Genomic DNA, 24,906 nt, shown 5'->3' on the forward strand with positions numbered 1-24,906 from the left:
TCGGCACCCTGATCGGCCGGGAGGTCGCCCGCGGCGCCGCCACCGGCCGCGACAACTGGCACCGCCCGGGCGGCTACCCGGCCGGCCCGGAACGCCTGGACCGGCTGTACGGCACCATGCCCGCCGCCTCGCTGCGCCCCTCCGCCGACCCGGCCACCCTCCCGGTCCGGGCCACCCCGGAGATCATCACCCCGGACGGCTCCGGCACACTGACGGGATGGACATCCTCATCCGCCAGGCCCTTCCGGAGGACCTCGACGACGCCGGCCGCATCACCGTCGAGGCCTTCGTCGGCGACGGCCACACCTCGCCCGAGAGCAGCTACGTCGAGCTCCTGCGCGACGCCGCCCGCCGGGCCCGGGAGGCCGAACTCCTGGTCGCGGTCGACCAGGCCGAAGGACGGGTCCTCGGCTGCGTGACCTACGCCGTCGGCGGCACCGAGTGGGCCGACATCGCCAGCCCCCGAGAAGGCGAGATCCGGATGCTCGCCACCGCCGCGGCCGCCCGCGGCCGGGGCGTCGGCGAGGCCCTGGTCCGCGCCACCATCGCCCGCAGCCGCGCACTCGGCCTGGACGGCATGGCGTTCTCCACCCGCCCGCAGATGACCGCCGCCCACCGCGTCTACGAGCGGACCGGCTTCCGCCGCACCCCCGAGCGCGACTGGTCCCCGTACCCGGGCATGGACCTGATGGTCTACAGCCTGGCGTTCTGAGCCCGGCCGGGGCGTCGTCGGCCCTCCTCCTCCCCGGTGACCGACAGACGATCAACGGACGTCTTTTGATATAAACCACAGATCACGTCTGATGCCACGTCGCGGCAGCCGACCGATCCCGGGGGGACGCACCACATGGACGACGGGCCCGGCCTCGGCACGCCCGCGAGCGGCCCCACGCTCCAGGACATGCGCACGTCCCGGGGCATCGAGCCCCCGGCCACCAGCCGCTACGCGCTCCCCGCACCGACGCCCCGGCCGCGCGGGCCGCTGCCGCCCTCCGTCCGCTTCCCGGCGGTCGACGGGCTGCGCGGCCTCGCCATCGCCTCCGTCCTGCTCTACCACACCAACTGGTTCCAGAACGGCCTGTTCGGCGTGGACGTCTTCTTCGTCCTCTCCGGCTTCCTGGTGACCCTGGTGCTGATCCGCGAACTGGACCGCACCGACGGCATCCGGCTCGGCGTCTTCTACCGCCGCCGGGCCAAGCGGCTGCTGCCCGGACTGCTCGCCACCGTCCTCCTCGTCGTCGCGCTGTCCGCACTGGTCAGCCCGCTACGGGACGTCAAGGACCTCCGCCCGCAGGCGCTCGCCGCGCTCGGCCAGGTCGCCAACTGGGCCCAACTGGCCCGCGGCGACGCCTACTGGCAGCACTTCGCCTCCATCGACCCGCTCGCGGCCATGTGGTCGCTCAGCATCACCGAGCAGTTCTACGCGCTCTGGCCGCTGCTGCTGCTCGCGGTCTTCGGCCTCTGCCGCCGCTCGCTGCGCGCGACCGGCGTCGTCACCGCCGGGCTGTTCGTCGCCGCCGCGCTCGTCGCCCCGCTGATGTGGAACGGCGACAACAGCGACCGCCTCTACCTCGGCACCGAGACCCGCGCGGTCGGCTTCGCGGCCGGCGCCACCGCCGCCTTCGCGGTCTACCTGCGGCTGCGCCGCCAGGTCCGCGCGGCGGCCCCCGACGACGACGGCGCCACCCGCTCCCGGCGGCGCCTGCTCGACCGCTCCGCAGCGGCCGGCACCCTAGGTCCTGTCCTGGCGCCCGCCCTGCTCGGGACCGCGGCCCTCGGCGGCCTGGTCTGGGCCAGCCTGTCCGTCAGCGGCTACCACGAACCATTGCTCTACCAGGGCGGGCTGGCCGTGGTCGCGACGCTGGCCGCCGTCCTGGCCGCCTCGCTCTGCCACGACCGGGGCCCGCTGGTCCGGCTGCTGTCGCTGCCCCCGCTGCGGCTCACCGGCACCATCTCCTACAGCCTCTACCTGCTCCACCTGCCGGTGTACTGGCTGCTCCAGCACTACGTCGACGACATCTCGCCGCAACTGCTGCTCGCCATCGGCGCACCGCTCTCCTGGGTGCTGGCCTGGCTGATGCACACCGGCACCGAGAAGCTGCGGGTACTGCGCTGGCGGGCCTTCCCGGCCGTCCCGCTGCTGGCCGTCGCCACGGCGGTGGCCACCACCGGCGCCTGGTACCTGCCCGCCTGGGTCCAGTACGACATGCGGTCCGGGCCGAGCGGCAAGCCCGCGGTCCTCGTCCTCGGCGACTCCTTCGCCCAGGACCTCGCCACCGGCCTCTACCGGCACGGCGACCGCTACCGGGTGGTCGACGGCGGGATCAGCGGCTGCGGCGTGTTCGACCCGGACAAGGTGCGCACCACCTCCGGCGAGGAGTTCGACACCAGCCGGGAGTGCCGCGACCGGGCCGCCGCGTGGGACCGGCAGCTCGCCGGCTCCGCCCCGCAGGCCGTCGTGATCCACCTCGGCTGGGACGCCGCCGAGCAGTACCTCGACGGCAGCTGGCTCAGCCCCTGCGAGGAGGACTACAAGAGCCGCTACACCGCCCAGCTCACCCAGGCCGTGGACCAGGTCCGTCGCCGCGCGCCCGGCGCCCGGGTGCTGCTGATGAACGAACGGGTCGAGAACGGCGCCATCAACAAGGGCTGGGGCACCTGCTACGACCAGCAGGTCGCCGCCTACGTGAAGGCCACCGCCGGCGCCGTCCGGCTGGTCGACCTCAACACCTTCTTCTGCCCGTACGAGACCTGCGCGTGGAAGGACCGCGACGGCCACTGGGTCACCCCCGCCAACGACGGGGTGCACCTCACTCCGGCCGGCATGCGGTTCGTGACGCCGTGGCTGGAGCAGCAGATCGCGGACGGACTGACCGGACCACCGTCGGGGCCGCCCCCGGCCGCCCCGACGCCGACCTCGACACCGACGCCGACGGCCGCGCCGACCCCTGCGCCGACGACCCCTGCGCCGACGACCCCTGCGCCGACGACCACCAAGCCCACGGGCCGGCCGAGTTCGCCCCAGCCCGGCCGGGCCACGCCCTAGCCGGAGCCTAGGACGGCGGCAGTTCGTAGGTCTGCGCGAAGCAGTCGCGGATCGCCTGCTCGGAGGCCGGGCGCCCGGCGTAGTCCATCCGCGGGGTGTCCTTGTTGGTCGGCAGGTTCGGGTCGATGCCGAAGTACAGCGACCAGAAGTACAGCCCGCGCAGCTTGCGCTCCTGCGCCACCTGGCAGACCGCGGTGAACCAGGTCGCCTGGACGGCCTCGTTCAGCTCGGTCTTCTTGTAGTACTCGCCGGGCGTCTTGTAGGCACCCTTCTGCGCCGGGATACCCACCTCGGTGAGCTTGGTGGTCGGCTGCGGCCCGCTGCCGCGCTTGTCGAGCCAGGCGTTCCAGCTGGCCTTCAGGTCGGCGACCGGGGCATCGTCACCGGACGACTTGGCCGGCGGGTAGGCGTCCACGCCCGTGCCGTCCGCCGGGACCGCTATCGGGCCCTTGGACCAGTTGTCGAAGTTCGCGTCGTACACCAGCTCGCCGTGGAAGGTCTTCCGCGCCTGGTCGATGAGACCGGGCCACCGCGGGTCGCCCTCCAGCGAGTTGAACTCGGTGCCGATGGTGACCTCGGCCGCGGAGTGCTCCTGGGCGGTCTTCAGGTAGGGCGTCAGGAAGGCGGCGTAGCTGGCGAACCAGGCGTCCCGGTCGGTCGGCGCGATGTTGCCGCGCCACTTGAGGGTGTTGAGGTAGTCGAAGACGTCCTCGTCCATGATCGGACGGATGGTGGTGCGCAGGCCCGCCCGGTGGGCGGCGTCCAGCAGCAGGGCCAGCCGCTCCGGGGTGGGGGTGGTCGGCCGGGCGGCGACGGCGTTCGACCTGGTGCCCGTCGTGTAGTACGGGAAGGTCACCGACAGGGAGTTGGCGTTCAGCCCGACCACGTACTTGACGATGCGGTCGACCTTGCCCTGGACGAAGTTGTCCGGGTCCGCCGGATCGTCCAGCCAGTACACCTGCACGCCCCACTCGGGGCTGCCCTCGGCCCACGGGCGGGCCACCTTGGGGCCGGTGTCCTCGGCCGGCGGCGCGTCCTTGCCGAAGCCCCAGACCCGGCCCTGCTCGGTCTCGGAGCCGGCCCAGTGCACGGCGGTCGGGCGCTGGTGGACGAACTTGAGCGGGTGGTCCCCCCAGACCACCGGGACGCCGACGGTGATGGCGACCACCACGGTCGGCAGGATGAAGATGACGGGGCGCTTCACAGCGGTGACCTCCGATCAGGCCGGCTTGGCGATGACGACGAACTTGTTCTCCTCGCCCTTGAGGAACTTGATCAGCCCGCGCAGGCCGCCCCAGCCCTCCAGGAACGAGAACAGCGGGATGGCCGCCACCACGACGATCGGCTCCCACCACTTGCGCCGGTGGTTCGCCGAGGCGACGACGTTCAGGCGCAGGCCCTCCCAGTACGTCCAGATGACGTAGGCGAAGTTGATCGACCAGACCAGCACCACGGACTGGGTGACCGGGGAGGTGTTCCAGGTGCCGGTGAACCAGGCGACCAGCAGCACCAGGCCGACGTGCTGGAGCGGGCCGAGCACCCAGCTGACCATGCCCATCCCGATGAACAGCCGGTACCGCAGCGGGATCGTCCTGTTGAAGCAGAGCGCGACCAGGCCCCAGGCCCAGCGCTCGCGCTGCTTGAGGAAGTCCTTGACCCCGGCCGGCGAGGCGCCGTAGCAGCGCCCGTTGAACCAGTCGCTGCGGCCCGGGTAGCGCTGGCAGAAGTTCAGCGCCATCTGGGCGTCCTCGACGATGGTCTTCGGGCCGAAGTCCCAGCCGATGGTGGCCTCCACCGAGGAGCGCATCAGGAGCAGTTCGCCGTGCACGCCGGCGATCGGGGTGCCGGTGCCGGTCATCGCGCGGAAGCGGGCGATGTCGTCGGCCGGGCGGATCGCGTCGGCGAGCCAGGTGAAGGTGGAGACGGCGTTCTCCCGCGGGTACGTCAGGATGCCCTGCGCCATGTGCTTGGCGTCGTCCCCGGCCCGGCGCTGCCGGTTGACGAACTGCGCGACGGCGGCGGCGGTGTCCGGGCCGACGCCGGTGTCGTCGTCCATGTGCAGCACCCAGACGTCGTCCTCGGCCTCGCCCTCCTCGATCCGCAGCTCGTGCGAGTAGTGGTTGGCACGGGCCTTGAACTTGGTGCCGTTGGCCGTCTCGTAGGCCTTCGGCACGGTCACCACCCGGATCAGCGGGTTGCGGGCGGCCAGCCCGTCGATCTTCTCGGCGGCCGCGCAGCCCTCCTCGGTGAGGACGTCCACCCGCATCCACGGGAAGTAGGCCGGCAGGTGCTCGACGTACGAGAGCACCGAGCGCTCCAGCGCCGGATAGGTGTCGTGACGGCCGATGGTCGGCACCAGCACGATCAGGAAGTCGTCCTCGACCGGCACGGCCGGCGTCATCCGGCTCACCTGGCGCAGCCGGCGGCGGACCATCAGCACACCCTGGAAGCCGATCAGGACGCCGAACACCGGCATCCCCCACAGGATGGTGATCGTCCAGCCGAGCGGGGTGGGGTTGGGCACGTAGGCCCAGACCGAGAAGGCGAAGATGACCGTGAAGGAGAAGTAGAACGGGAGGACCCGGGGCTTCCACGACATCTGTCGCTCGGCGAGCCGGGCGGCCTCGCGGGACGTGGTGAGCACCGTCCGTGCGGGGGCTGTCGATGGCATGGCGAAAGTCGCTCCTCGTCTGCTGTCGGGCCGATCCCCTGCGGGAGCCGGGTCGTTCGTGGGCGGTCCGGGGTTGCGGCGGTCCAGGCCCGCGGAGGTTCAGGGCTGCGGAGGTTCAGGGCTGCGGAGGTTCAGGGCTGCGGAGGTTCAGGCCTGCGGCGGGCGGTCCGTCGGCGGGCGGTCGGCGGGGGGCGCGACCGGGCCGGGGGCGACCGGACCGGGCGTCACCGGCGGCGCGGCGGGCCACGGCTGCTGGGCGAGCGTCGACGGGTGCGGGGCCGGCTGGGTGGGCTGCTGCGCGTACGGCACCGGCTGCGACGGCTGGGCCGGCGCCGGCTGCGGCCAGGCGGCGGGCTGCGACTGCGGCGCCGGGGGCTGCTGCGGCCACGCGGGCTGCGGCTGCTGCTGGAACGGCGGCTGCGGTGGCCAGGCGGCCTGCGGCTGCGGCTGCGGCGGCTGTTGCTGCTGTTGCTGCGGCCAGGCGGGCTGGTGCTGGAACGGCTGCTGCTGCTGGAACGGCTGCGGGCCCGGGGCCGGCTCGGCCGGGATCGTCTGCAGCAGCGACCAGTGCAGCTGTCCGCCTGACGCCGCGGCGGCTTCCGGCGCCCCCCGCTCCCGCCACTTCAGCCGGGCCAGCAGCAGGATCAGCGCCGCGGTGACGACCACGCCGAGCGCGAAGGTCGCGAGCTTGAGCCCGCCCTCGGTGGTGCTGGTGAACCACTCCCGCTGCGGCTTGTCCAGGAGCGCGCCGGTCAGGCTGCGCACCCGGTTGTACCCCTCGACCAGTGCGACGCCGGCCGCCACCCCGAGCGCCCAGGTGCGCCCGCGCAGCAGCAGGATTCCCGAAACCAGGTAGATCAGGCCGTAGTTGAGGCTGCCGGTCTCGGCGTCCACCGAGGTGCCGCCGTAGTAGAAGATGCCTTTGACGTAGGTCGCGAACCCGACCTGACCGAAGCAGTTGTACGCCGCCCAGCCGAGCAGCACCACGCCCCAGCCGACGGCGATGCCGCCGGCCGCGCGCATCGCACGCGCCTGTCCCATCCCGCACCCCCGCCCCGCCGGGCCCGTCCCGGCGTCAGCCCCTCGGCTTCGCCGCCACAGGATGCCACACGGCACAACGGACACGGTATTCCGGCCGTTCAACGGAATTCAGTGGTGTAGCGCACCTCACGGCGACCGGCTCGGCGGACGTACGGGGCGGCTCAACGGACGTGCAGGCCACCCCAGTCGACGTTCGCGCCGAACGGGCCGGCGCCGCCGGTGAGCGCCAGCGGGCTGTGGTAGGTGGCGTTGACGTCGGCGCCGGAGTTGCGCGGCTGGTCCGGCGTCAGGTTGTCCGAGGTGAGCGACTGCCCCCAGACCGTCCAGATCGTCCAGGGCGTGCGCCGCAGCGTGTCCGGCTGGCGGGAGTTGACCGGGACGGCGAAGGACTCGGCCAGGATCCGCGGCTTGCCGTAGGCGGCGAGCCCGTCGTAGTACCGCTTGGTCCACACCTCGCCGGTGCCTATCGGGTGCGCGGGGCTGCCGCTGTAGTCGTCCACCCCGACCACGTCGACGTACTGGGAGCCCGGGTAGTAGTCCCACGGGTCCGCGCCGGGGGCTCCGTCCCAGGACACCGGCGTCCAGACGAACAGCAGGTTGTGCAGGCCCCTGGTCTCCACCAGGTAGCGGTAGGTGATCCGCCACAGCGCCTGGTAGTCGGCCGGCTTCTGGCCCGACCACCAGAACCTGCGGGCGCAGTCCTGCACGTTCATCTCGTGGTACGGGCGCAGCAGCACCGGCACGTCGTGGGCGGCCAGGTACTCCAGGTGGTCGGCCAGGTAGGACAGGTCGGTCATCAGCGCGCGGTACTCGGGGGTGTCGTGCGCACTGTCGACGACCCGGCCGAACCAGCCCTTGTCCTTGGCGGCCGGGGAGTTCGAACAGAGCACCTGCTCGAAGGACTTGACGTCCGAACCGGGGTAGGGCTGGTGGAAGGACATGCCGACGATCCCGGCCGGCCCCCCGCCGTTGTCGGGCAGTTCGGTGGTGGTGCCGTCGCAGTTGTGCTGGACGCCGGCCGTGCCGTAGCTGCCGTCGTCGGCGCGCGGGTGGCCGGACCAGACGGCGGAGAGCAGGTCGACGGCGTCGTCGGTGTACTGCCAGCCGGCCCGGCAGGTGGGCCACCGGCCGGCCGAGTAGGAGCGCGGGTCGCCGACGCCCCAGCCCGTCTGGCCGTAGCCGGGGCCGAGGTCGGTCTCGACGAAGCCGGGCAGCTTGCCGGTGAGGTCGGCGGCCTTCTTGTAGTAGTAGCCGACCTGCTTGGTGCCGCGGTAGTCGCCGTACTCGGGGTTGTTGCGCTCGTTGTGCGCCTCGACGTGCTGGCCGATCACCGTCCCGCCGCTCTGCCCGGTGCGGGCCTGCCCCTCCAGGTCGGCGAGCAGCTGCTGGACGGCCCGGGCGTTCGGCGAGGCCTGCGGGTCCCGGGCGAGCAGGTCCCGGCCGACCTCCGGCGGCAGGGTACGGCCGGAGAAACCGACCGCCACCGGGACGCGGGCGGGCTGTTCGCCGTCGGCCCGGCCGTCACGCTGCAACAGCGCCACGGCGCCCGCGGCCACCACGACCCCGGCCGCGGCCAGGACGGCGGGCTTGCCGCGCAGGGCTCTGGGCAGGGCCACGGACCGCTCCTCCGGTTGCTCGCCGGCACCGGCCCAGGCGGACACAACCGGAACACTCGTGCGAATGACTGCCCCGAGAGCCTGCCACACTCCCCCGGCCCCGGCGAGCGAACCCGCCGGGGCCGGAGTGTCACGGCGGATCAGCCGGCCGCGGCGGCCCCCGGCGCACCCGGCGCGGCCGCGGACGCGGCCTTGGCGCGCTGGAGCAGCTGGCCCTTCACGTGCTCGCCGAAGCCGGCGGCCGCCGCGGTGGCGGCGGCGTCAGCGGTGTCGCCGCCCTTCGCCGAGCCCTCGACCGTGAAGTAGGCGTACCGGCCCAGGGTGTTGTGCGTGTTGGTGCAGCCCGGCGTGGCGCAGAAGGCCGGCGCGCCCGGCGCGACGGCGCCCTTGAGGTGGCCGGTGTAACTCTTCATCGAGGTCTCGGCCTGGATCTTGTGGTCGAAGACCGCGACGCCGACGGTCACCGCGCTGTCGCCGGAGACGTAGGTCGCCCGGAGCACCTTCTGGCAGCCCTGGTCACCGAGGACCTTGCCGAGCCCGCCGGTCGTCGAGTTCCCGTCCCAGCAGGGCGAGTCCAGCGAGACGAAGGTCCGGTTCCAGGTGGCGCCGTTGACCGTCACCTGGAGTGCGGAGAACAGCGCCCCCGCGTCCTGCGGCGCCGGGTCGGTGGCGGCCTCCCAGATCGGCTTCGACGGGTCGTCCGGCGCGCCGCCCGGGGTGCCGGCGGCACTTGGCGCGGCACTCTGGGCGGCACTCGGTGCGGCGGAGGACGGCCGGTTGGAGGCCGAGGCGGTCGGCCCGGCGGTCGGCTTGTCGCCGTCGCCCTTCGTCAGCAGCACCGTCCCGCCCGCGACCAGGCCGCCGACCAGGACGACCGCGACCGCCACGCCGAGGGCCCGCAGCCGGCGACGGCGCTTGTCGTCCGCCGCGTTGCGGTCCGCCAGCGCCTGCCAGTTCGGCTCGGCGCGCTGCGGCGCCTGGGGCTGCGGGTACGGCTGCGGGTGCGCCTGCGGGTGCCCTTGGGGATGCGCCTGGGGATGCGGCTGGGGGTTCGGCTGCCACTGCGGCGGCAGCTGCTGCCCCGGTTGGCCCGGCTGCGGCAGCGAAGGCTGCCCCGGCGGACCGGGCTGCGCCACCGGCTGCGCGGGCGGCACCGGAGGCCCGTACGAGGCCGGCGGCGGCCCGAAGCCCCCGCTCGGCGGCAACACCGGACCGGGCACCACCGGCGGCTGCTGACCATGCGCGTCCCCCGGCCCGGTGGGAGGCGTTCCCTGCGGACCCTGCCCGGGTGCGCCAGTTCCGTCGCTCACGCGCCCCCTCGCTTCGCTCGATGATCGCTTCGCGAAACGCGCCCCTCGGCGCTTCGCTCGCTCATGCGCCCAGATCGTAGGGCATGCCCCCGCCAGCCGGTCCGCCCGGTGACCGTTCCGTATCGAAACCAGGACGCCGGAGCCCGGAACCAGGGCCCCGGGAGCCCGGATCCGAGGCGCCCCAAGGCCACGACCCGCCCCCTCCCAGCACCCCCGGTTATCGCGCCGACACACCGCGCCGTACTACATGTGGGGTCGCATCAGAGAGACACCACAAGATGTATGCTCAATCCTGCTGTCGATGCAGGGGAACCCGGTGCGAATCCGGGACTGCCCCGCAGCGGTGAGCGGGCGGCTCCAGCAGCCGCACCGCGAGTCCGAGTACCTGCCGACGGTGTGCGCACGGGCCCTCCCGCAGAGGCCGCGCCAGCACGAGAACTACCTTCCGGGCCTCGCGGGCGGGCCGGGGACGCCACTGTCGCGCGACGCTTTCTGCGTACGTGCCGTGCTCCCCTGCCCCGAACGGCCCGGTACCCCCCGATCACCGCCGCCGATCGCCGCCAGGAGAGAGCGCCTTGACCACCGCTGCCTCAGCCACCCTGCCCGCCCAGGGCACCGGCCCCGCCCCCACCGACCCGACGGTCTCCGACCCCGGCGGCGCGCTCCTTCGGCTGCTCACCGACCGCAGCGTCGATCTCCCCCAGGTGGACCCCGGCCATGTCGCCGCCGCCGCGCTGCGCGGCCGCCACGCCGGCTCGGACTTCGCCGAGCTGCGCGGGCTGGCCGTGGACGCCGCCGCGTCGATGATCGCCGAGGACCCCCAGTACTCGAAGCTGGCCGCCCGGCTGCTCGCCCTGGAGATCGTCGACGAGGCGAACAGCCAGGGCTCGCGCTCCTTCGCCGCCTCGATCGCCGTCGGCCACGACGAGGGCCTGATCGGTGACACCACCGCCGCCTTCGTCGCCAAGCACGCCGCCGCCCTGGACGCGCTGATCGACGTACACGGCGACGACCGCTTCGAGTACTTCGGCCTGCGCACCGTGCAGTCCCGCTACCTGCTGCGCCACCCGATCACCCGCAAGGTCATCGAGACCCCGCAGCACTTCCTGCTCCGCGTCGCCTGCGGCCTGGCGGTCGGCGACAGCGAGCAGTCCGTGCGCGAGGTCGCCGAGCTGTACGGCCTGATGAGCCGGCTGGAGTACCTGACCTCCTCGCCGACCCTGTTCAACTCCGGCACCCGGCACCCGCAGATGTCGAGCTGCTACCTGCTCGACTCCCCGCTGGACAACCTGGACTCGATCTACAACCGCTACGCGCAGATCGCCCGGCTGTCCAAGCACGCCGGCGGCATCGGCCTGTCCTACTCGCGCATCCGCTCGCGCGGCAGCCTGATCCGCGGCACCAACGGCAAGTCCAACGGCATCGTCCCGTTCCTGCGCACCCTCGACTCCTCGGTCGCCGCCGTCAACCAGGGCGGCCGCCGCAAGGGCGCGGCCTGCGTCTACCTGGAGACCTGGCACGCCGACATCGAGGAGTTCCTGGAGCTCCGCGACAACACCGGCGAGGAGGCGCGGCGCACCCACAACCTCAACCTGGCGCACTGGATCCCGGACGAGTTCATGCGCCGGGTCAACGCCAACGAGGACTGGTCGCTGTTCTCCCCCGCCGACGTGCCCGAGCTCGTCGACCTGTGGGGCTCCGACTTCGACGAGGCCTACCGCAAGGCCGAGCTGGCCGGCAAGGCCGTGCGCACCATCCCCGCGCAGACCCTGTACGCCCGGATGATGCGCACCCTGGCGCAGACCGGCAACGGCTGGATGACCTTCAAGGACGCCTCCAACCGCGCCGCCAACCAGACCGCGCTGCCCGGCCGCACGGTGCACTCCTCGAACCTGTGCACCGAGATCCTGGAGGTCACGGACGACTCCGAGACCGCCGTCTGCAACCTCGGCTCGGTCAACCTCGGCGCCCACGTCGCCCCCGGGGCCTCCGTCGACGACCTGCTCGGCGCCATGGACTGGGAGCGCCTCGACGCCACCGTCCGCACCGCCGTGACGTTCCTCGACCGCGTGGTGGACATCAACTTCTACCCGACCACCGAGGCCGGCACCTCCAACTCCCGCTGGCGCCCGGTCGGCCTCGGCGTGATGGGCCTCCAGGACGTCTTCTTCAAGCTGCGGATCGACTTCGACTCCGCCGAGGCCGCGCGGCTGTCCACCCTCATCGCCGAGCGCATCATGCTCACCGCGTACGAGCGCTCCGCCGACCTGGCCGAGCAGCTGGGCCGCCACGAGGCCTACGGCGAGACCCGCGCCGCCCGCGGCGAACTGCACATCGACCACTTCCCGACGGCCGCCCCGCAGTGGGCCGACCGCTGGACCGCGCTGCGCGCCCGCATCGCCGAGACCGGCCTGCGCAACTCGCTGCTGCTGGCCATCGCGCCGACCGCGACCATCGCGTCCATCGCCGGCGTCTACGAGTGCATCGAGCCGCAGGTCTCCAACCTGTTCAAGCGCGAGACGCTGTCCGGCGAGTTCCTCCAGGTCAACCCGTACCTGGTGCGCGAGCTCAAGGAGCTCGGCGTCTGGGACCAGCAGACCCGCGACGCCCTGCGTGAGGCCAACGGCTCCGTCCAGGAGCTGGGCTGGCTGCCCGCCGAGGTCCGCTCGCTCTACCGCACCGCCTGGGAGCTGCCCCAGCGCGCGCTGATCGACCTGGCCGCGGCCCGCATGCCGTACCTCGACCAGAGCCAGTCGCTGAACCTGTTCATGGCGGCGCCGACCATCGGCAAGCTCAGCTCGATGTACGCCTACGCGTGGAAGGTCGGTCTCAAGACCACCTACTACCTGCGCTCGCGCCCGGCGACCCGGATCGCCCAGGCCGCCTCCGGTGCCGCCCGCGCCGCCGCGCCCGCGTCCGCGTCCGCGCCCGTGCCGGTGAACACCCCGACCCTCACCCCGGAGGAGGAGGCCGCGCTGGCCTGCTCCCTGGAGAACCCCGAGTCCTGCGAGGCCTGCCAGTGAGCACCCCCGACCGCGAGAAGATGCTGCTCGACCCCGGCTTCGAGCTGACCCTGCGCCCGATGCGCTACCCGTCGTTCTACGACCGGTACCGGGACGCGATCAAGAACACCTGGACCGTCGAGGAGGTGGACCTGCACTCCGACGTCGCCGACCTGGCCAAGCTCAGCGAGGGCGAGCGCCACCTCATCGGCCGCCTGGTCGCCTTCTTCGCCACCGGGGACTCGATCGTCTCCAACAACGTGGTGCTGAGCCTCTACAAGCACATCAACTCCCCGGAGGCGCGGCTGTACCTGTCGCGCCAGCTGTTCGAGGAGGCCGTGCACGTCCAGTTCTACCTGACGCTGCTCGACACCTACCTGCCCGACCCCGAGGACCGCAACGCGGCCTTCGCCGCGGTGGAGAACATCCCCTCCATCCGCCAGAAGGCGCAGTTCTGCTTCAAGTACATGAACGCCGTCGACCACATCGACTCGCTGCAGACCAAGGAGGACCGCCGCGCGTTCCTCCTGAACCTGATCTGCTTCGCGGCGTGCGTCGAGGGCCTGTTCTTCTACGGCGCGTTCGCGTACGTGTACTGGTTCCGCTCGCGCGGCCTGCTGCACGGCCTGGCCACCGGCACCAACTGGGTGTTCCGCGACGAGTCCATGCACATGGACTTCGCGATGTCGGTCGTCGACACGGTCCGCGAGGAGGAGCCCGACCTCTTCGACGACGAGATGGCCAAGCAGGTCACGGAGATGCTGGAAGAGGCCGTCGAGGCCGAGCTCCAGTTCGCCCAGGACCTGTGCGGCGACGGCCTCGCCGGCATGAACACCGACTCCATGCGCCAGTACCTGGAGGCCGTGGCCGACCAGCGCCTCGCCCGCCTCGGCCTGCCGATCCGCTACGGGTCGACGAACCCGTTCGGCTTCATGGAGCTCCAGAACGTCCAGGAGCTGACCAACTTCTTCGAGCGCCGCGTCTCCGCGTACCAGGTCGCCGTCGAAGGCTCCGTCGCCTTCGACGACGACTTCTAAAGCACTCAGACACACCAGAGGTGCCCCGCCCGGCTCACCGCCGCGCGGGGCACCTCTGTCTGTACCGACCCGACCGCCTCATCACCTCTGAACTCCCCCGCCCCCGCCCGGCATTCACGCCGAACGGGGGCGGCCCAACCACTTTCCCGTTCTGGAAAGATCGGTTTCTTGACCCTGCGCCCACGGGGACTACGCAGACGCAGGACAGTTCATCGGCGCAGAGTTGCTGCCCGAGGACCGCCTCGACGAGTACCGCCAGTACCGGGAGATTGCTCTGGCTCACGCCCTGCCCTTCAGGGAGTACAACTCGCGATCCGAGGGATGTCGCTCTCTACATATCAACATTCCTCAGATTAGACGCCGCGGCACTACATGGAGATGACGTGCGGGACCTGATCGAAGGAATCCGGGACGAGTTCTTTCAGGAATAAAACGCCAAGGGAGCCGCAATGGAAAGCAGGTCGGATTCAGCACGGATCGTAGGCCCAGGGCGGCAGGACGCCAGAACCCTCTGCCGAAAACGGCGCGGACAAGAAGCAGGTTGAGCTGGCAACCCTTGAGCGGACCTCGACGGAACTCCGCTACTTCCTGCCGGCCATGATCACCGGACTGATCTCGGCGCCGGAGTACGTCAACGCCAGTCTGGCCCACATCCCCGGTGATCACTCGAAGGTCATCGCCAAGAAACTTGAGCGGCAGACACCGCAGGGCCTCTGCCAATAGCCGAGCCACCCGGCAGGAATGACCCCAGCGGACCTTCGCGGCGCAGGAAGTCAGCCAGTCCGACTTCCTGCGCACGCATCCGGAGCGGCCACCTGAAATGGGCCGTGGAGAGTTCTTTCGGGAACAGGAAAGCGTGCAGGAATAACCCCAACGCCCCGGTAATTTGGTGACTCGCCGAAATGATTCGAGAGCCACAGGAGCGCTCCATGCCCACTGACGATTTCGCACAGCCGCCCGGCACCACACACCGCCGTACGCACGCGGAACTCATGGAGCGGATCGACAACAACCCGGTCCGGAAGGACCTGACGACCGGGCGCCTGGTCGAGATCGTGGGGGCACAGGACGGCCGGACGCTGGTCCGGCCGTTGTTCGAGCCGGACGCCCCGTCGCGCCAGGTGCCGGCCGACCAGCTCACCATGCGCATCAGCAAGTGACGGTGACGGGCCTCCCCTCCCCTTGAGTCTTCCGCCCAAGTCCTGGGCGGGGCGGGGCCGTTCCGTACTGACCCGAAGCGATACCGGAAGGTGCAGGCGATGACTGAGCGCAACCTGTACGAACTCGACCTCTCCCGGGTCGAGTTCAACCGTGCATGCGGCGGCAACCAGGGCGGGGGCGACGACGGCGAGTCGTGCGTGACCCTCGGCCTGGTCGAGCGGGGCGTCTACGCCCTGGGCGACAGCAAGCGCCCCGACCGCGAGCCGTTGCTGTTCACCGCCGAGGAGTTGACCAACGCCGGGATCGGCCCGGCCCGGTTCGGCCTGTCCGTCTGAGCCCCCCGAACAGCCCCGACCGCCCGCAGTCCCGTGCGGGCGGCCGGGGCTTCAACGTCTAAGAGGAGAAGCACAGTTGCACTTCCACGGCTACGAGTGGGCCGGTGACGGCCGACTGCTGGCGAAGGAGCTGGAGCGTCGCCCGATCGAGGCCGCACGGTTCGGCCTCTCGGAACTCCCGCCGATGATGACCGGCTGGTGGCTGCTGCGCCCGGCCCCCCAAATCCGGGGCACCTGGGAGACGGCGGCCGACGCAGCCGACTGGCTTGCGGCACGGCAGGAGGAGCACACACCGGGCGGCGATCCGTGGCTCCCCACCGAGGCACGGCGGCTCCGCACGATCGAACAACTGGCGGATGCCACGGACGTGGTGTGGTCCCGCTGGGTGTCCGACAGCCGCTGGTCGGGCCACTACGTGATCGCGTGCCCCCACAGGATCCAACCGGACATCCCGTGCCCGACCCGGCGCTGACGGTCCCCGCCCGGCGTTCGCGCCGGGCGGGGACCGTCGGGCAGGCGGGGCGCTCACGCCTCCGCGACCGCCTCCAGGGGGCTGAGGGTGGCTGCCCGGCGGGCGGGGAGGGTGGCGGCGAGGGCTCCGATGGTGAGGGAGGCGAGGCAGAGGAGGGCCAGGGTCCCCCAGGGCACGGCCAGCGTGTACTGCTTGACCGCGCCGCCGGCCAGCGCGCCGACGGCCCAGGCGCCGAACAGGCCGCCGGCCAGGCCGAGCAGGGTGCCGAAGGCCGCGACCGTCACGGCTTCCAGGCGGATCATCCGACGGATGCTCCCGCGGTCCATGCCGATGGCGCGCAGGACGCCGATCTCGCGCGTCCGTTCGGTGACGGACATGGCCAGGGTGTTGACGATGCCGAGGGCGGAGATCACGACGCCGATGCCGAGGAGCCCGTACATCAGCGTCAGCAGGTCGCCCATCGTCCCTGCCGCTTCGCGCACCAGTTCGGCCCGGTTCTGCACCTTCAGGAGCGGGTTGTTGCCGACCGCCGCCCGCAGCCCCTCTCCGGACGCGCTGTCGCCCCGGACGAGGATCCGCTGGACGGAGCCGGGCTTGAAGCTGTGCTTCTGCACGTCGGCCCGGGCGCCGACCGCGTCGTGGGCGGTGGGGTTGTCCTGGTAGACGCCGACGACGGTGTACCGCGTGAACTCCTCGCTCCGGCCGAGGCGGGCGTTGACCTGGCCTCCCGTGCTCACCCCGGTCTCCCGGGCGACGCTGCTGGAGACGGCGATCCGGCCGGGCCCGAGGTCCTGCGCGGAGCCGCTCACGAAGTCGAGCTTCAGCACCTGGCCGACGCCGTCCGGCTCTACGTCGGCCGGCTCCACATCGGCCGGGTCGATGCCGGAGATCTCGCGCACCTTGCCGCCGATGACCGCCGTGGAGTCGGCGACCGCGCTCGCGCCGCGCACCCCGGGGGCGCCGGCCACCCGCTGGACGGCGGCCGGGTCGATGCCGGTCATGGTGTCGCCGGTGCTGATCACGTAGTCGGCCGCGAGCCCGTCCGCCGTCTGCCGGTCGAGGGCCTGCCCGGTGGAGTGGCCGATGGTGGCGAGCCCGCTGACCAGTGCCGTGCTGATCAGCAGCGTGGCGGCGGTCGCCGCCGTGCGCCGGGGGTCGCGCAGCGCGTTCTGCCGGGCCAGGAGGCCGGCGACGCCGAACCGCCGGGTGAGGCGGCCCGTCAGCCGGATCACCGGGACGGCGAGGGTCGGCGCCAGCACGATCAGGGCGACGACCAGGACCCCGCAGCCGAGCATCGCGTTGCGCAGGTTCTCCTCGGAGGCGTCCTCGGCCGAACGCGCGAGCGCGGTCAGCAGGCCGGCGCCGAGCACGAGCAGCCCCACCCCGGCGATCGGACGCAGCCGTGAGCGCCCGCCGGGCGGCGCGGCCGCCGCCCGCAGCGCCTCGATCGGCGCGATCCGCGCCGCCCTGCGCGACGGCAGCCAGGCGGCCGGCACCGTCACGCCGATCCCGACGAACAGGGCCGCCGCCACCGGCCGGGGCCCGATGACGAGCGGGCCCTTCGGCACCTGGTTCCCGTCACCGCTCAGCAGTCCGGGCAGCACGGCCGCGATGCCGAGCCCGAGGACGAACCCCGCCATCGACGCGACGACCCCGACCAGCGCCGCTTCGGCCAGCAGTGAGCGCACCACCTGGCGCCGTGTCGCGCCCACCGCCCGCAGCAGGGCGATTTCCCGGGCGCGCCGGGCGACGAGCATGGTGAAGGTGTTGACCACAAGGAACGAGCCGATGAACAGCGACACCCCGGCGAAGACCATCGGCAGCTTCTGGTAGCCCCGGGTCAACGTGCCGACGTAGAGGGCCTGTTGGGCCGCCTGCGCCTGTCGGGTTGTGACCTCGGCCGTGCCGGGCGGCAGGGTGGCGGCGATCCGCTCCGCCAGCTCGTACTGGCCGGTGCCCGGTCCGGCGGAGACTTCAAGACTGGTGTAGTTCCCGGGAGTTGCGAACAGCCGCTGTGCGGTGGCCCGGTCGAACAGGGTGAGCGTGCCGCCGGCCGTGATCCGGGTGTCCCCGGTGGTGACGGTGCCGACCAGGCGCGCGGTGAGGGCCGGGCCGTCCGTGGCGAGCGTGATCGTGTCGCCCACCCGGTACCGGCCGGCGGCCGCGGTGCCCCGGTCGACGGCGATCTCGTCGGCACCGGCGGGGGCCCGCCCCTCGACCACGGGGTAGCGGACGTCCTTGCCGTCGCGCCCCGGGACGTAGGCGGCCGCGAGGTTCGTGCCCCGCTTGACCCGCAGCGGCCTGCCGTCGGCCGCGTTCAAGGTGGCGCTCCCGTCGACCGACGGCCGTACCGCCGCGACGCCGGGCACGTCCGCGAGCCTGCGCGCCAGCGCGTCGGTCAACACGCCCGGCTGGTCAGGAGTGGCGACGGGCTCCTTCGCGGTGACGCTGACCGCGACGTCGGCGAAGGTGCGGGACGCGGCCGCCCGCTGGACGGCGGCGGTCGAGTCCGCGAAGACGAGGGTGCCGGAGACGAAGGCGACGCCGAGGCAGACCGCGAGGACGGTCATGAGCAGCCGGGCCTTGTGCGCCAGGACGTTGCGCAGGGCTGTGGTCAGCATGATCAGCTTTCGGAAGTGGCGGGTGCGGGGTCAGCCGGCGAAGGACTTCATGACGTCCAGCACCCGGTCCGGCGTCGGGTGCGCCATCTCGTCGACCAGCCGCCCGTCGGCCAGGAACACCACCCGGTCCGCGTACCCGGCGGCCACCGGGTCGTGGGTCACCATGACCACCGTCTGCCCCAACTCCCTGACGGAGCCGCGCAGGAAGCCGAGCACCTCGCCCCCGGCCCGGGAGTCGAGGTTGCCGGTCGGCTCGTCGCCGAACACGATCGAGGGCCGCGCGACCAGCGCCCGGGCGACCGCGACGCGCTGCTGCTGCCCGCCGGACAGTTCGGCCGGCCGGTGGTCGAGGCGCGGGGAGAGCCCGACCATCGACACCACCCGGTCCAGCCACTGCCGGTCCGGCGTGCGCCCGGCCAGCGACAGCGGGAGCGTGATGTTCTCCAGCGCGGTCAGGGTGGGCAGCAGGTTGAACGCCTGGAAGATGAAGCCGACCCGGTCCCGCCGCAGCCGGGTGAGCTGCCGGTCGCCCAGGCCGCCCAGTTCCGTCGTGCCGATCCGCACCGACCCCGACGTGGGGGTGTCGAGCCCGGCCGCGCAGTGCATCAGGGTGGATTTGCCGCAGCCGGACGGGCCCATGATCGCGGTGAACTCGCCCTCCCGGAAGGCCACGCTGACCCGGTCCAGGGCGGTGACCCGGGTGTCGCCGCCGCCGTAGGTCTTCGTCAAGTCGACGACGGCGGCCGCGACCCCGGGGGTCGCTTGCAGGGCAAGGGGGTTGGCGATCACGGGAGGGGCTCCTGTCCGAAGGCGCGAGTCGAGGTGCGAGTCAAGGTGCGAGTCGGTGCACTTCGAAGGGTGTCCGGGGCACGTATCAGGCCCCTGCGCCGCCGTGTATCAGTCCCCGCGCCGCTTCGCAGCAGTCCCGTAGCAACTGCCGCGGTCAGCCCGGCAGTCGCAGCGTCGCCACCGCGCCGCCGTCCTCCGCGTTGTCGAAGCGCAGCTCCGCCCCGAGCAGCCGGGCCTGCCCCAGCGCGATGGTGAGCCCCAGCCCGTGGCCCGTGCCGCGCTCGGCGGCGCCGGTGTGGAAGCGGCGCGGGCCGTGGCGCAGCAGGTCCGGCGGGAAGCCGGGGCCGTGGTCACGCACGACGACCGTACGGTCCTGGACGGTGACCAGGACGGGGGCGGCCCCGTGCCGGTGCGCGTTGACGACGAGGTTGCCGACGATCCGTTCCAGCCGCCGCGGGTCGGTCTCCACCGTCCGCTCCGCCGCCACGGCGAACTCGGCCTCGAACCCGGTGCGCAGCACGGCCTCCCGGACGACGGCCGCGAGCGGCACCCGGGCCCGCGCCACCTCCTCCGCCCCGGCGTCCAGCTGTGAGATCTCCAGCAGGTCCTCGACCAGCCCGCGCAGGTCCCGCACCCGCGCCCGGATCAGGTCCTCGGTCTCGCCGGCCGGCAGCAGGTCGACGGCGGCCAGCAGTCCGCCGACCGGTGTGCGCAGCTCGTGCGCCACGTCCGCGGTGAACTGCCGTTCGGAGCGCAGCCGTTGGCCGAGGCTGTCGGCCATCAGATCCACCGTCGCCGCGATGTCGGCGACTTCGTCGCCGCCCTTGGTGGGCCCGGTCCGGGCGTCGAGGTCCCCGGCGGAGATCCGGCCCGCCGTCTCGGCGACCCGCCGCAGCCGGCGGGCGAGCAGTCCGGCCCCGTAGACCGCGGCCGGTGTGGCCGCCGCGAGCGCGACCAGCGAGGCCACCGCCATCGCCGCGTCCAGCCGGGGCAGGTCGGAGAGCTGCGGTGCCAGGTTGACCCGGAGGGCGAGGACGGGGCTGCCGGGCCCGCCGGTGCGCTGGGCGGCCCAGTAGCTCGGGCCCGAGTTCCCTTCGGCGTGCCCGTCGTAGGCCGTGTGCCGTTCGCCGTCGGCCGGGTGGCGCAGGGCGGCGGGCAGGTCGACGGGGTCGAGTTCGGCGCCGTCCGCCAGCGATCCGGTGCGCCGGTAGACGTCCATGGCCGAGTAGACGGCGTTGAAGGCCTGCGCCTCGGCCCGGCTGCGGATGTCGTGCGCGGTCCACAGGTGCACCAGCACCCCGACCGCCGCCGCGACGAGGCAGGCGGTGGCGGCGGCCAGCGCGGCGATCTTCCAGCGCAGGGGGGCGCGGGCGGGCCGGGGAGTCGTGTGCACCGCTCTCAGCGCCTGAGCTTGTAGCCGAAGCCGCGGACCGTCTCGATCCGCTCCCGGCCGAGCTTGCGGCGCAGCCGCTGCACGCACAGGTCCACGACCCGGCTGTCGCCGTCCCAGCCGTACTCCCAGACGTTGCGCAGCAGGGTGTGCCGCTCCAGCACGACGCCGGGGTGGGCGGCGAACTCCAGCAGCAGCTTCAGCTCGGTCGGGGTCAGCGCCACCGGCGCCCCGCCGACGGACACCTCCATTCCGGCGGTGTCGACGGTGAGGTCCCCGAACACCAGGACGTCCCCGTCGGCGGCTCCGGGCGAGGGCGCCGGGACGGGTGGCGCGTACGTCGCCCGCCGCAGCAGCGAGCGGATGCGCGCCACCAGCACGTACGTGTCCACGGGCTTGACCACGTAGTCGTCCGCCCCGGCCTCCAGGCCGGCGACGACGTCGAGGCCGTCGCCGCGCGCGGACATCATCAGGACGGGCACCAGGCTGGCCTCCCGGACCTTGCGGCACAGGCCGATCCCGTCCAGGCCGGGCAGCATCACGTCCAGGATCAGCAGGTCGAACTGCTCGTCCCGGAACAGCTCCAGCGCCGTGAGGCCGTCCGCCGCGGCGCGCATCCCGTAGCCGTAGCGTTCCAGCGCGACGGTGAAGGAGCGGCGCATCAGCTCGTCGTCCTCGACCAGCAGCACGCGGACGGGGGGCGGGGGCGGCATGGGCGAGGACACGGGCGGACAGCTCCTGCTCGGACAGCGACGGACGGCTGCGGGCGGCGACGGGCGGCGGCGGACAAGGGCACGATACGGCAGATATCGGACGCCCCGGCCTCCTCGCCCACATCGACGTCAGGCCGCGCGCTCCCTGATACCCGGCGGATACAAACCCACCGACGAACCCCCCGCCGCACCCGCCACCGATCGCCCCTTGACCGACCCGGCGGTCAGGCCCTGGGCCAGGTAGCGCTGGAGGCGCCAAGAGCGGGAACGCCAAGTGCGGAAACGCAAAGGGCCGGGACGCCCGTCGCGCCCCGGCCCTTGACGGTTCGTCAGTCGTTCGCCACGGTCGCGTACCGCGCGGTGCCCTCGGCCATCTGCTTCAGCGCGTCCTTGCGGTCCCGCTTCGACAGCTTGTCGATGTAGAGGGTGCCGAACAGGTGGTCGGTCTCGTGCTGCAGGCAGCGGGCGAAGAAGCCGGTGCCCTCGACCCGGATCGGCCGGCCGTCCTTGTCCACGCCGGTCACCGCCGCGTACTCCGGGCGGGGCAGCTCGGCGTACGCGCCCGGCACCGACAGGCAGCCCTCGTTGCTGTCGTCCAGCACCCGCCGGCGGTCCGCCGGGTACTCCTCCAGCTTCGGGTTGATCACGTGGCCGATGTGGCGCACGCCCTCGTCGTCCGGGCAGTCGTAGACGAAGACCTTCAGGTCCACGCCGATCTGATTGGCCGCCAGGCCCACGCCCTCGGCCGCGTACATCGACTGGAACATGTCGTCGATCAACGCGGACAGCTCACCGTCGAACGCGGTGACGTCCTTGACCTCGCGGTGCAGGACCGGGTTGCCCACCACGGTGATCGGACGCGCGGTGCCCTTGGAGAGGTCCGGCTGCTCGCCGACCACCTTCAGCGGGGCCTCGTCGGCCGCCGACTCCTGGTCGTGGTCGTGGTCGTGCTGGTGGTCGTGCTGCTCCGCCATCGCTGCTTATCCGCTTCCGCTTCCGAGAATGGTCCAGGTATTCGGCTCTCGCCGGGTACACCGCTCAAGGGTAAGCGGCGCGCTCAACAGACTTCCTCCAGATCGCGGTACGCCCGTGTGCCGGGCGAGGCCGCGGCCCAGCGGTCCAGCAGCGAGCGGACCAGCAGGGCGGGCGCGGCGATCCCGCACTCGCGCTCCACCAGCCAGGACATTCCGGCCTCCCCGCCCTGGCTGAGGTGGCTGAGGTGTCCGGGGTGCGCGGCGTCGCCGTCGTCGTGCGGGTCGTGGTGGGCGGTGTGCCCGTCGTCCGTGGCCATCCGGCTCTCCGAGCAGGCCCGGCAGAGCAGCCGCACCGAGGACGTCCAGTCCTCCGCCGCGTAGCCGGCGTCCGCGACGACCCGCTCCAGCGCGTCCCGGTCCCCCGCCGTGGCGGCCTGGAGCAGCACCACGTAGGTCGGCACCGGGGACGGCGCCCACAGCTCGATCTCGTCGAACACCGGGTAGGCGACCCCGTCGGTGACCCGCTCGCCGTGCGGGGCGCCGTCGTGCAGCACCACCTCGCCCCAGCGGCGGCCGGAGGACGGCAGCGGGATGGACAGCACCTCGATCCGGGCCGGGTCCAGCCGGCGGCCCCACACCACCTCGGACTCGCCGTCCGGGGAGAGCCGCACCGGGGTGGTGCCGAGGTCCAGGCTGACCGGGCCGTCCGGCTGCCCGCCCGGGCCGCCGGGCAGCTTCAGCCCGTACGCCTGCCAGGCGCGGCGGGCCAGCGGCCAGTCCTGCAAGGCGGTCGCGGTGATGCCGAGGTTCCACCAGTCGGGGGCGCCGTGCTCGCGGTCCAGCAGGGCGACGGCCCGCAGCCCGGCCGAGCGGGCCTGCTCCCAGTCCCGGCGGAACTTGTGCAGCAGGGCGAGGTTGAACCAGGAGTCGGACAGCCAGGGCTCCAGGTCGGCGGCCATCACCAGCAGCGCGCCGGCGTCCTCGTAGCGGCCGTCGCCGATCAGCGTGAAGGCCCGGTCGGTCGTCTGCCGCCAGGTGGCGGACGGCCGGTGCCGTGCCCGGTGGAAGATCCTCACGTTCGTCCCTGCCGTCGTCGTCCGCTCAAGTCCCGTACCGCCGCGTCCGGATCCACTTCCGCGGGGGTCCGGGGCACGGTGCCCCGGGTCGGTGTTCCACGCTACGACCGCATCCAACCACGCCCGCCCCCGCCCGCGCTCCCCACCGGCGAGGTTGGGGCCGCCCCTACCCAGCCTGCCCGCCCGACCGCCCCGCCTCAACCCCGGCGCAGGCCCGCCGGTCCGCGGCGCTCCGCCGGTCCGCCCCGCGGCACTCGACGGGACCCGGGCCGACCGTCGGACTTCGGGCCCGCCTGGACAGGCCTTAGCCGCCCACCCGGGCCAGCGCGTCCACCACCCGGGCGTCGTACACCCGGCCGCGCCCCAGCCGCAGCACCTCCAGCGCCTCCAGCCGGCCCACCGCCTCGCCGACCCCGCGGCCGCGGGCCGCCGTCAGCAGGTCGTCGTGGGCGTTGGCCACCCGGATGATCCGGGCCGCCAGCGGCACCGCGCCGTCCCCGCCGGCCGTGCCGAGCACCGGATCGGCCAGCCGGGCGACCTGCTCGGCGACCTGCCGGGGCACCCCGGTGCGGCGGATCACCTCGCTGCCCAGCCGGGCGATCCGCTGCTGCTCGGCGCAGGGCAGCAGCGCGGTCGCGCCGTCCGGCACCGGCTCGACCAGCGACAGCTGGCCCACGTCGTGCATCAGCGCCGCGTACTCCAGCAGGGCGAGTTCCCGGGTGCCCAGCCCCAGCTCGCGCCCCAGCGCGCACGCCGTGTCCGCGACCCGGCGGGCGTGCCCGTGCGGGGTGTAGCCGGCCACTTCGGTGGCCCGGGCCAGGCTGGCGATGGTCTGCCCGGTGGTGGCCCGCACGGCCGCGGCCCGCCGGAAGGACACCTGGGCGAGCAGCAGCGGGGTGCAGAACAGCGGCAGCGCCCACAGCCCGACCTCGCCGGCCGCCAGGCTGACCAGCATCCCCGTCGCGACGATCGCCGAGCCGATCCCGAACAGCGAGCGCAGTTCGTCCTCCAGCGCCGCCGGGAACCGCAGCCCGCCCTCCAGGCCGGCCGCCGACCGGCGCAGCAGCGCCGCCAGGGTCGCGTCGCAGAGCGCGGCCAGCGCGGCGACGGCGGTCAGGAACACCCCGTACGCCGGGCCCTCGGGCGAGAAGCGGTCGACCAGTCCGCCGTTGTAGAGCGGCTGGAAGACGGCGGCGGCGAAGCCGACCCCGAGCAGCCGGCGGGCGGCGCTGTCCCGCCGGGCCGGGTCGGCCCAGGGCGGGCGCCGGTGCGGGCGGCCGGGGCGGGCCCGCTGGGTCAGGCCCGGCCGGCCCCGGCCCGGGCGGCACGCCCTGAGCCAGGGCAGTGCGAGGCCGGGCAGCCAGGCCAGCAGCAGGCCGACGCCGGTCACCGCGACCACCTGGAGCATCCCGTGCGCGGTGGGCACCCCGCGCAGCGGCCCGAGCAGGGCGTACGCCAGCGCGCCGGCCGCGCCGATCGGCGCCTGCTCGCGGTCGCCCGGAAGGGTGATCCGGACGCACTCGCCGAGCGCGATCAGCGCCGTGAACGCCAGCGCGACCCGCGCTCCGGCCACCCCGCGCACCGCGACCGCGCCCACCGCGAACACCAGCAGCGCGGCCGCCGCCGCGTGCACCACGCGGGCCTCCCGGCCG

Annotated in this window: 19 protein-coding genes, 1 pseudogene and 1 riboswitch; of the genes and pseudogenes, 8 read left to right on the plus strand and 12 right to left on the minus strand. The window is 73.1% G+C overall.

Annotation, left to right across the window (positions count from 1 at the left end; translation table 11 throughout):
- The first annotated feature begins 217 nt into the window (after positions 1 to 217).
- Positions 218 to 712 carry a GNAT family N-acetyltransferase gene (locus A6F73_RS12500; protein ID WP_063347868.1) on the plus strand — a complete coding sequence of 165 codons (495 nt, stop codon included), beginning with the start codon at positions 218 to 220 and terminating at the stop codon, positions 710 to 712.
- A 135-nt stretch (positions 713 to 847) separates the two neighbouring features.
- On the plus strand, positions 848 to 3,046 hold the full coding sequence (locus tag A6F73_RS12505) for an acyltransferase family protein (protein ID WP_063347869.1): 2,199 nt from the start codon (positions 848 to 850) through the stop codon (positions 3,044 to 3,046).
- A gap of 7 nt (positions 3,047 to 3,053) precedes the next feature.
- Here the strand turns inward: A6F73_RS12505 and A6F73_RS12510 are convergent, their stop codons facing one another.
- From A6F73_RS12510 to A6F73_RS12530, 5 genes are all read right to left on the minus strand, one after another.
- A complete protein-coding gene (locus tag A6F73_RS12510; protein WP_063347870.1) occupies positions 3,054 to 4,250 on the minus strand; it encodes a hypothetical protein in 1,197 nt (398 codons plus the stop codon).
- Positions 4,251 to 4,265: 15 nt separating this feature from the next.
- A complete protein-coding gene (locus A6F73_RS12515; protein WP_063347871.1) occupies positions 4,266 to 5,717 on the minus strand; it encodes a glycosyltransferase family 2 protein in 1,452 nt (483 codons plus the stop codon).
- A gap of 147 nt (positions 5,718 to 5,864) precedes the next feature.
- On the minus strand, positions 5,865 to 6,758 hold the full coding sequence (locus A6F73_RS12520) for a hypothetical protein (protein WP_159398435.1): 894 nt from the start codon (positions 6,756 to 6,758) through the stop codon (positions 5,865 to 5,867).
- Positions 6,759 to 6,919: 161 nt separating this feature from the next.
- Entirely contained in the window at positions 6,920 to 8,374 is a 1,455-nt protein-coding gene (locus A6F73_RS12525) for a glycosyl hydrolase (protein WP_159398436.1), read from the minus strand.
- 140 nt (positions 8,375 to 8,514) lie between these two features.
- Positions 8,515 to 9,528 carry a hypothetical protein gene (locus A6F73_RS12530; protein WP_063347874.1) on the minus strand — a complete coding sequence of 338 codons (1,014 nt, stop codon included), beginning with the start codon at positions 9,526 to 9,528 and terminating at the stop codon, positions 8,515 to 8,517.
- Positions 9,529 to 9,949: 421 nt separating this feature from the next.
- Positions 9,950 to 10,092: riboswitch (cobalamin riboswitch) on the plus strand.
- 191 nt (positions 10,093 to 10,283) lie between these two features.
- On the opposite strand from A6F73_RS12530, the gene A6F73_RS12535 reads away from it, so the two are divergent.
- From A6F73_RS12535 to A6F73_RS12550, 6 genes and pseudogenes are all read left to right on the plus strand, one after another.
- Positions 10,284 to 12,707: a ribonucleoside-diphosphate reductase subunit alpha gene (locus A6F73_RS12535; protein WP_063351146.1), complete on the plus strand. Its 2,424-nt coding sequence runs from the start codon at positions 10,284 to 10,286 to the stop codon at positions 12,705 to 12,707.
- Between the two features lie 20 nt (positions 12,708 to 12,727).
- Positions 12,728 to 13,723 (plus strand): ribonucleotide-diphosphate reductase subunit beta, encoded by a 996-nt coding sequence (locus A6F73_RS12540; protein ID WP_079136257.1) that lies wholly within the window; start codon positions 12,728 to 12,730, stop codon positions 13,721 to 13,723.
- Positions 13,724 to 14,245: 522 nt separating this feature from the next.
- Positions 14,246 to 14,422 (plus strand): annotated as a pseudogene (locus A6F73_RS43065) (XRE family transcriptional regulator); the annotation flags it as partial.
- A 230-nt stretch (positions 14,423 to 14,652) separates the two neighbouring features.
- Positions 14,653 to 14,883, plus strand: coding sequence for a hypothetical protein (locus tag A6F73_RS41410; protein ID WP_159398437.1), 231 nt, complete (start codon positions 14,653 to 14,655; stop codon positions 14,881 to 14,883).
- 99 nt (positions 14,884 to 14,982) lie between these two features.
- Positions 14,983 to 15,219, plus strand: a complete 237-nt coding sequence (locus A6F73_RS12545) for a DUF397 domain-containing protein (RefSeq protein ID WP_063347876.1) — start codon at positions 14,983 to 14,985, stop codon at positions 15,217 to 15,219.
- A 76-nt stretch (positions 15,220 to 15,295) separates the two neighbouring features.
- On the plus strand, positions 15,296 to 15,691 hold the full coding sequence (locus tag A6F73_RS12550) for a hypothetical protein (protein ID WP_063347877.1): 396 nt from the start codon (positions 15,296 to 15,298) through the stop codon (positions 15,689 to 15,691).
- A gap of 53 nt (positions 15,692 to 15,744) precedes the next feature.
- Here A6F73_RS12550 and A6F73_RS12555 read toward each other — a convergent pair whose 3' ends face one another.
- The 7 genes from A6F73_RS12555 to A6F73_RS12585 form a co-directional block, all read right to left on the minus strand.
- Positions 15,745 to 18,312: an ABC transporter permease gene (locus tag A6F73_RS12555; RefSeq protein WP_063347878.1), complete on the minus strand. Its 2,568-nt coding sequence runs from the start codon at positions 18,310 to 18,312 to the stop codon at positions 15,745 to 15,747.
- 30 nt (positions 18,313 to 18,342) lie between these two features.
- Positions 18,343 to 19,098: an ABC transporter ATP-binding protein gene (locus A6F73_RS12560; protein ID WP_063351147.1), complete on the minus strand. Its 756-nt coding sequence runs from the start codon at positions 19,096 to 19,098 to the stop codon at positions 18,343 to 18,345.
- Between the two features lie 157 nt (positions 19,099 to 19,255).
- Positions 19,256 to 20,494, minus strand: coding sequence for a HAMP domain-containing sensor histidine kinase (locus A6F73_RS12565; RefSeq protein ID WP_063347879.1), 1,239 nt, complete (start codon positions 20,492 to 20,494; stop codon positions 19,256 to 19,258).
- 5 nt (positions 20,495 to 20,499) lie between these two features.
- Positions 20,500 to 21,204: a two-component system response regulator CseB gene (cseB, locus tag A6F73_RS12570; RefSeq protein WP_063347880.1), complete on the minus strand. Its 705-nt coding sequence runs from the start codon at positions 21,202 to 21,204 to the stop codon at positions 20,500 to 20,502.
- Positions 21,205 to 21,533: 329 nt separating this feature from the next.
- Positions 21,534 to 22,178: a peptide deformylase gene (gene def, locus A6F73_RS12575; protein ID WP_079135633.1), complete on the minus strand. Its 645-nt coding sequence runs from the start codon at positions 22,176 to 22,178 to the stop codon at positions 21,534 to 21,536.
- A gap of 83 nt (positions 22,179 to 22,261) precedes the next feature.
- On the minus strand, positions 22,262 to 23,254 hold the full coding sequence (locus tag A6F73_RS12580) for a hypothetical protein (protein WP_063347881.1): 993 nt from the start codon (positions 23,252 to 23,254) through the stop codon (positions 22,262 to 22,264).
- A gap of 304 nt (positions 23,255 to 23,558) precedes the next feature.
- Positions 23,559 to 24,890, minus strand: coding sequence for an HD domain-containing protein (locus tag A6F73_RS12585; RefSeq protein WP_244293371.1), 1,332 nt, complete (start codon positions 24,888 to 24,890; stop codon positions 23,559 to 23,561).
- Positions 24,891 to 24,906 lie beyond the last annotated feature (16 nt).

The sequence above is a fragment of the Streptomyces sp. MJM8645 genome, from assembly GCF_001625365.1.
GTDB lineage: Bacteria > Actinomycetota > Actinomycetes > Streptomycetales > Streptomycetaceae > Kitasatospora.

Excerpts from the sequence above, each read along its gene's own strand:
- A6F73_RS12500 (WP_063347868.1), top strand. The coding sequence starts at position 218 with ATGGACATCCTCATCCGCCAGGCCCTTCCGGAGGACCTCGACGACGCC.
- def (WP_079135633.1), bottom strand. The coding sequence starts at position 22,178 with ATGGCGGAGCAGCACGACCACCAGCACGACCACGACCACGACCAGGAG.
- A6F73_RS12545 (WP_063347876.1), top strand. The coding sequence starts at position 14,983 with ATGACTGAGCGCAACCTGTACGAACTCGACCTCTCCCGGGTCGAGTTC.
- A6F73_RS12555 (WP_063347878.1), bottom strand. The coding sequence starts at position 18,312 with ATGCTGACCACAGCCCTGCGCAACGTCCTGGCGCACAAGGCCCGGCTG.
- A6F73_RS12505 (WP_063347869.1), top strand. The coding sequence starts at position 848 with ATGGACGACGGGCCCGGCCTCGGCACGCCCGCGAGCGGCCCCACGCTC.
- A6F73_RS12520 (WP_159398435.1), bottom strand. The coding sequence starts at position 6,758 with ATGGGACAGGCGCGTGCGATGCGCGCGGCCGGCGGCATCGCCGTCGGC.
- A6F73_RS41410 (WP_159398437.1), top strand. The coding sequence starts at position 14,653 with ATGCCCACTGACGATTTCGCACAGCCGCCCGGCACCACACACCGCCGT.
- cseB (WP_063347880.1), bottom strand. The coding sequence starts at position 21,204 with ATGCCGCCCCCGCCCCCCGTCCGCGTGCTGCTGGTCGAGGACGACGAG.
- A6F73_RS12540 (WP_079136257.1), top strand. The coding sequence starts at position 12,728 with ATGCTGCTCGACCCCGGCTTCGAGCTGACCCTGCGCCCGATGCGCTAC.
- A6F73_RS12515 (WP_063347871.1), bottom strand. The coding sequence starts at position 5,717 with ATGCCATCGACAGCCCCCGCACGGACGGTGCTCACCACGTCCCGCGAG.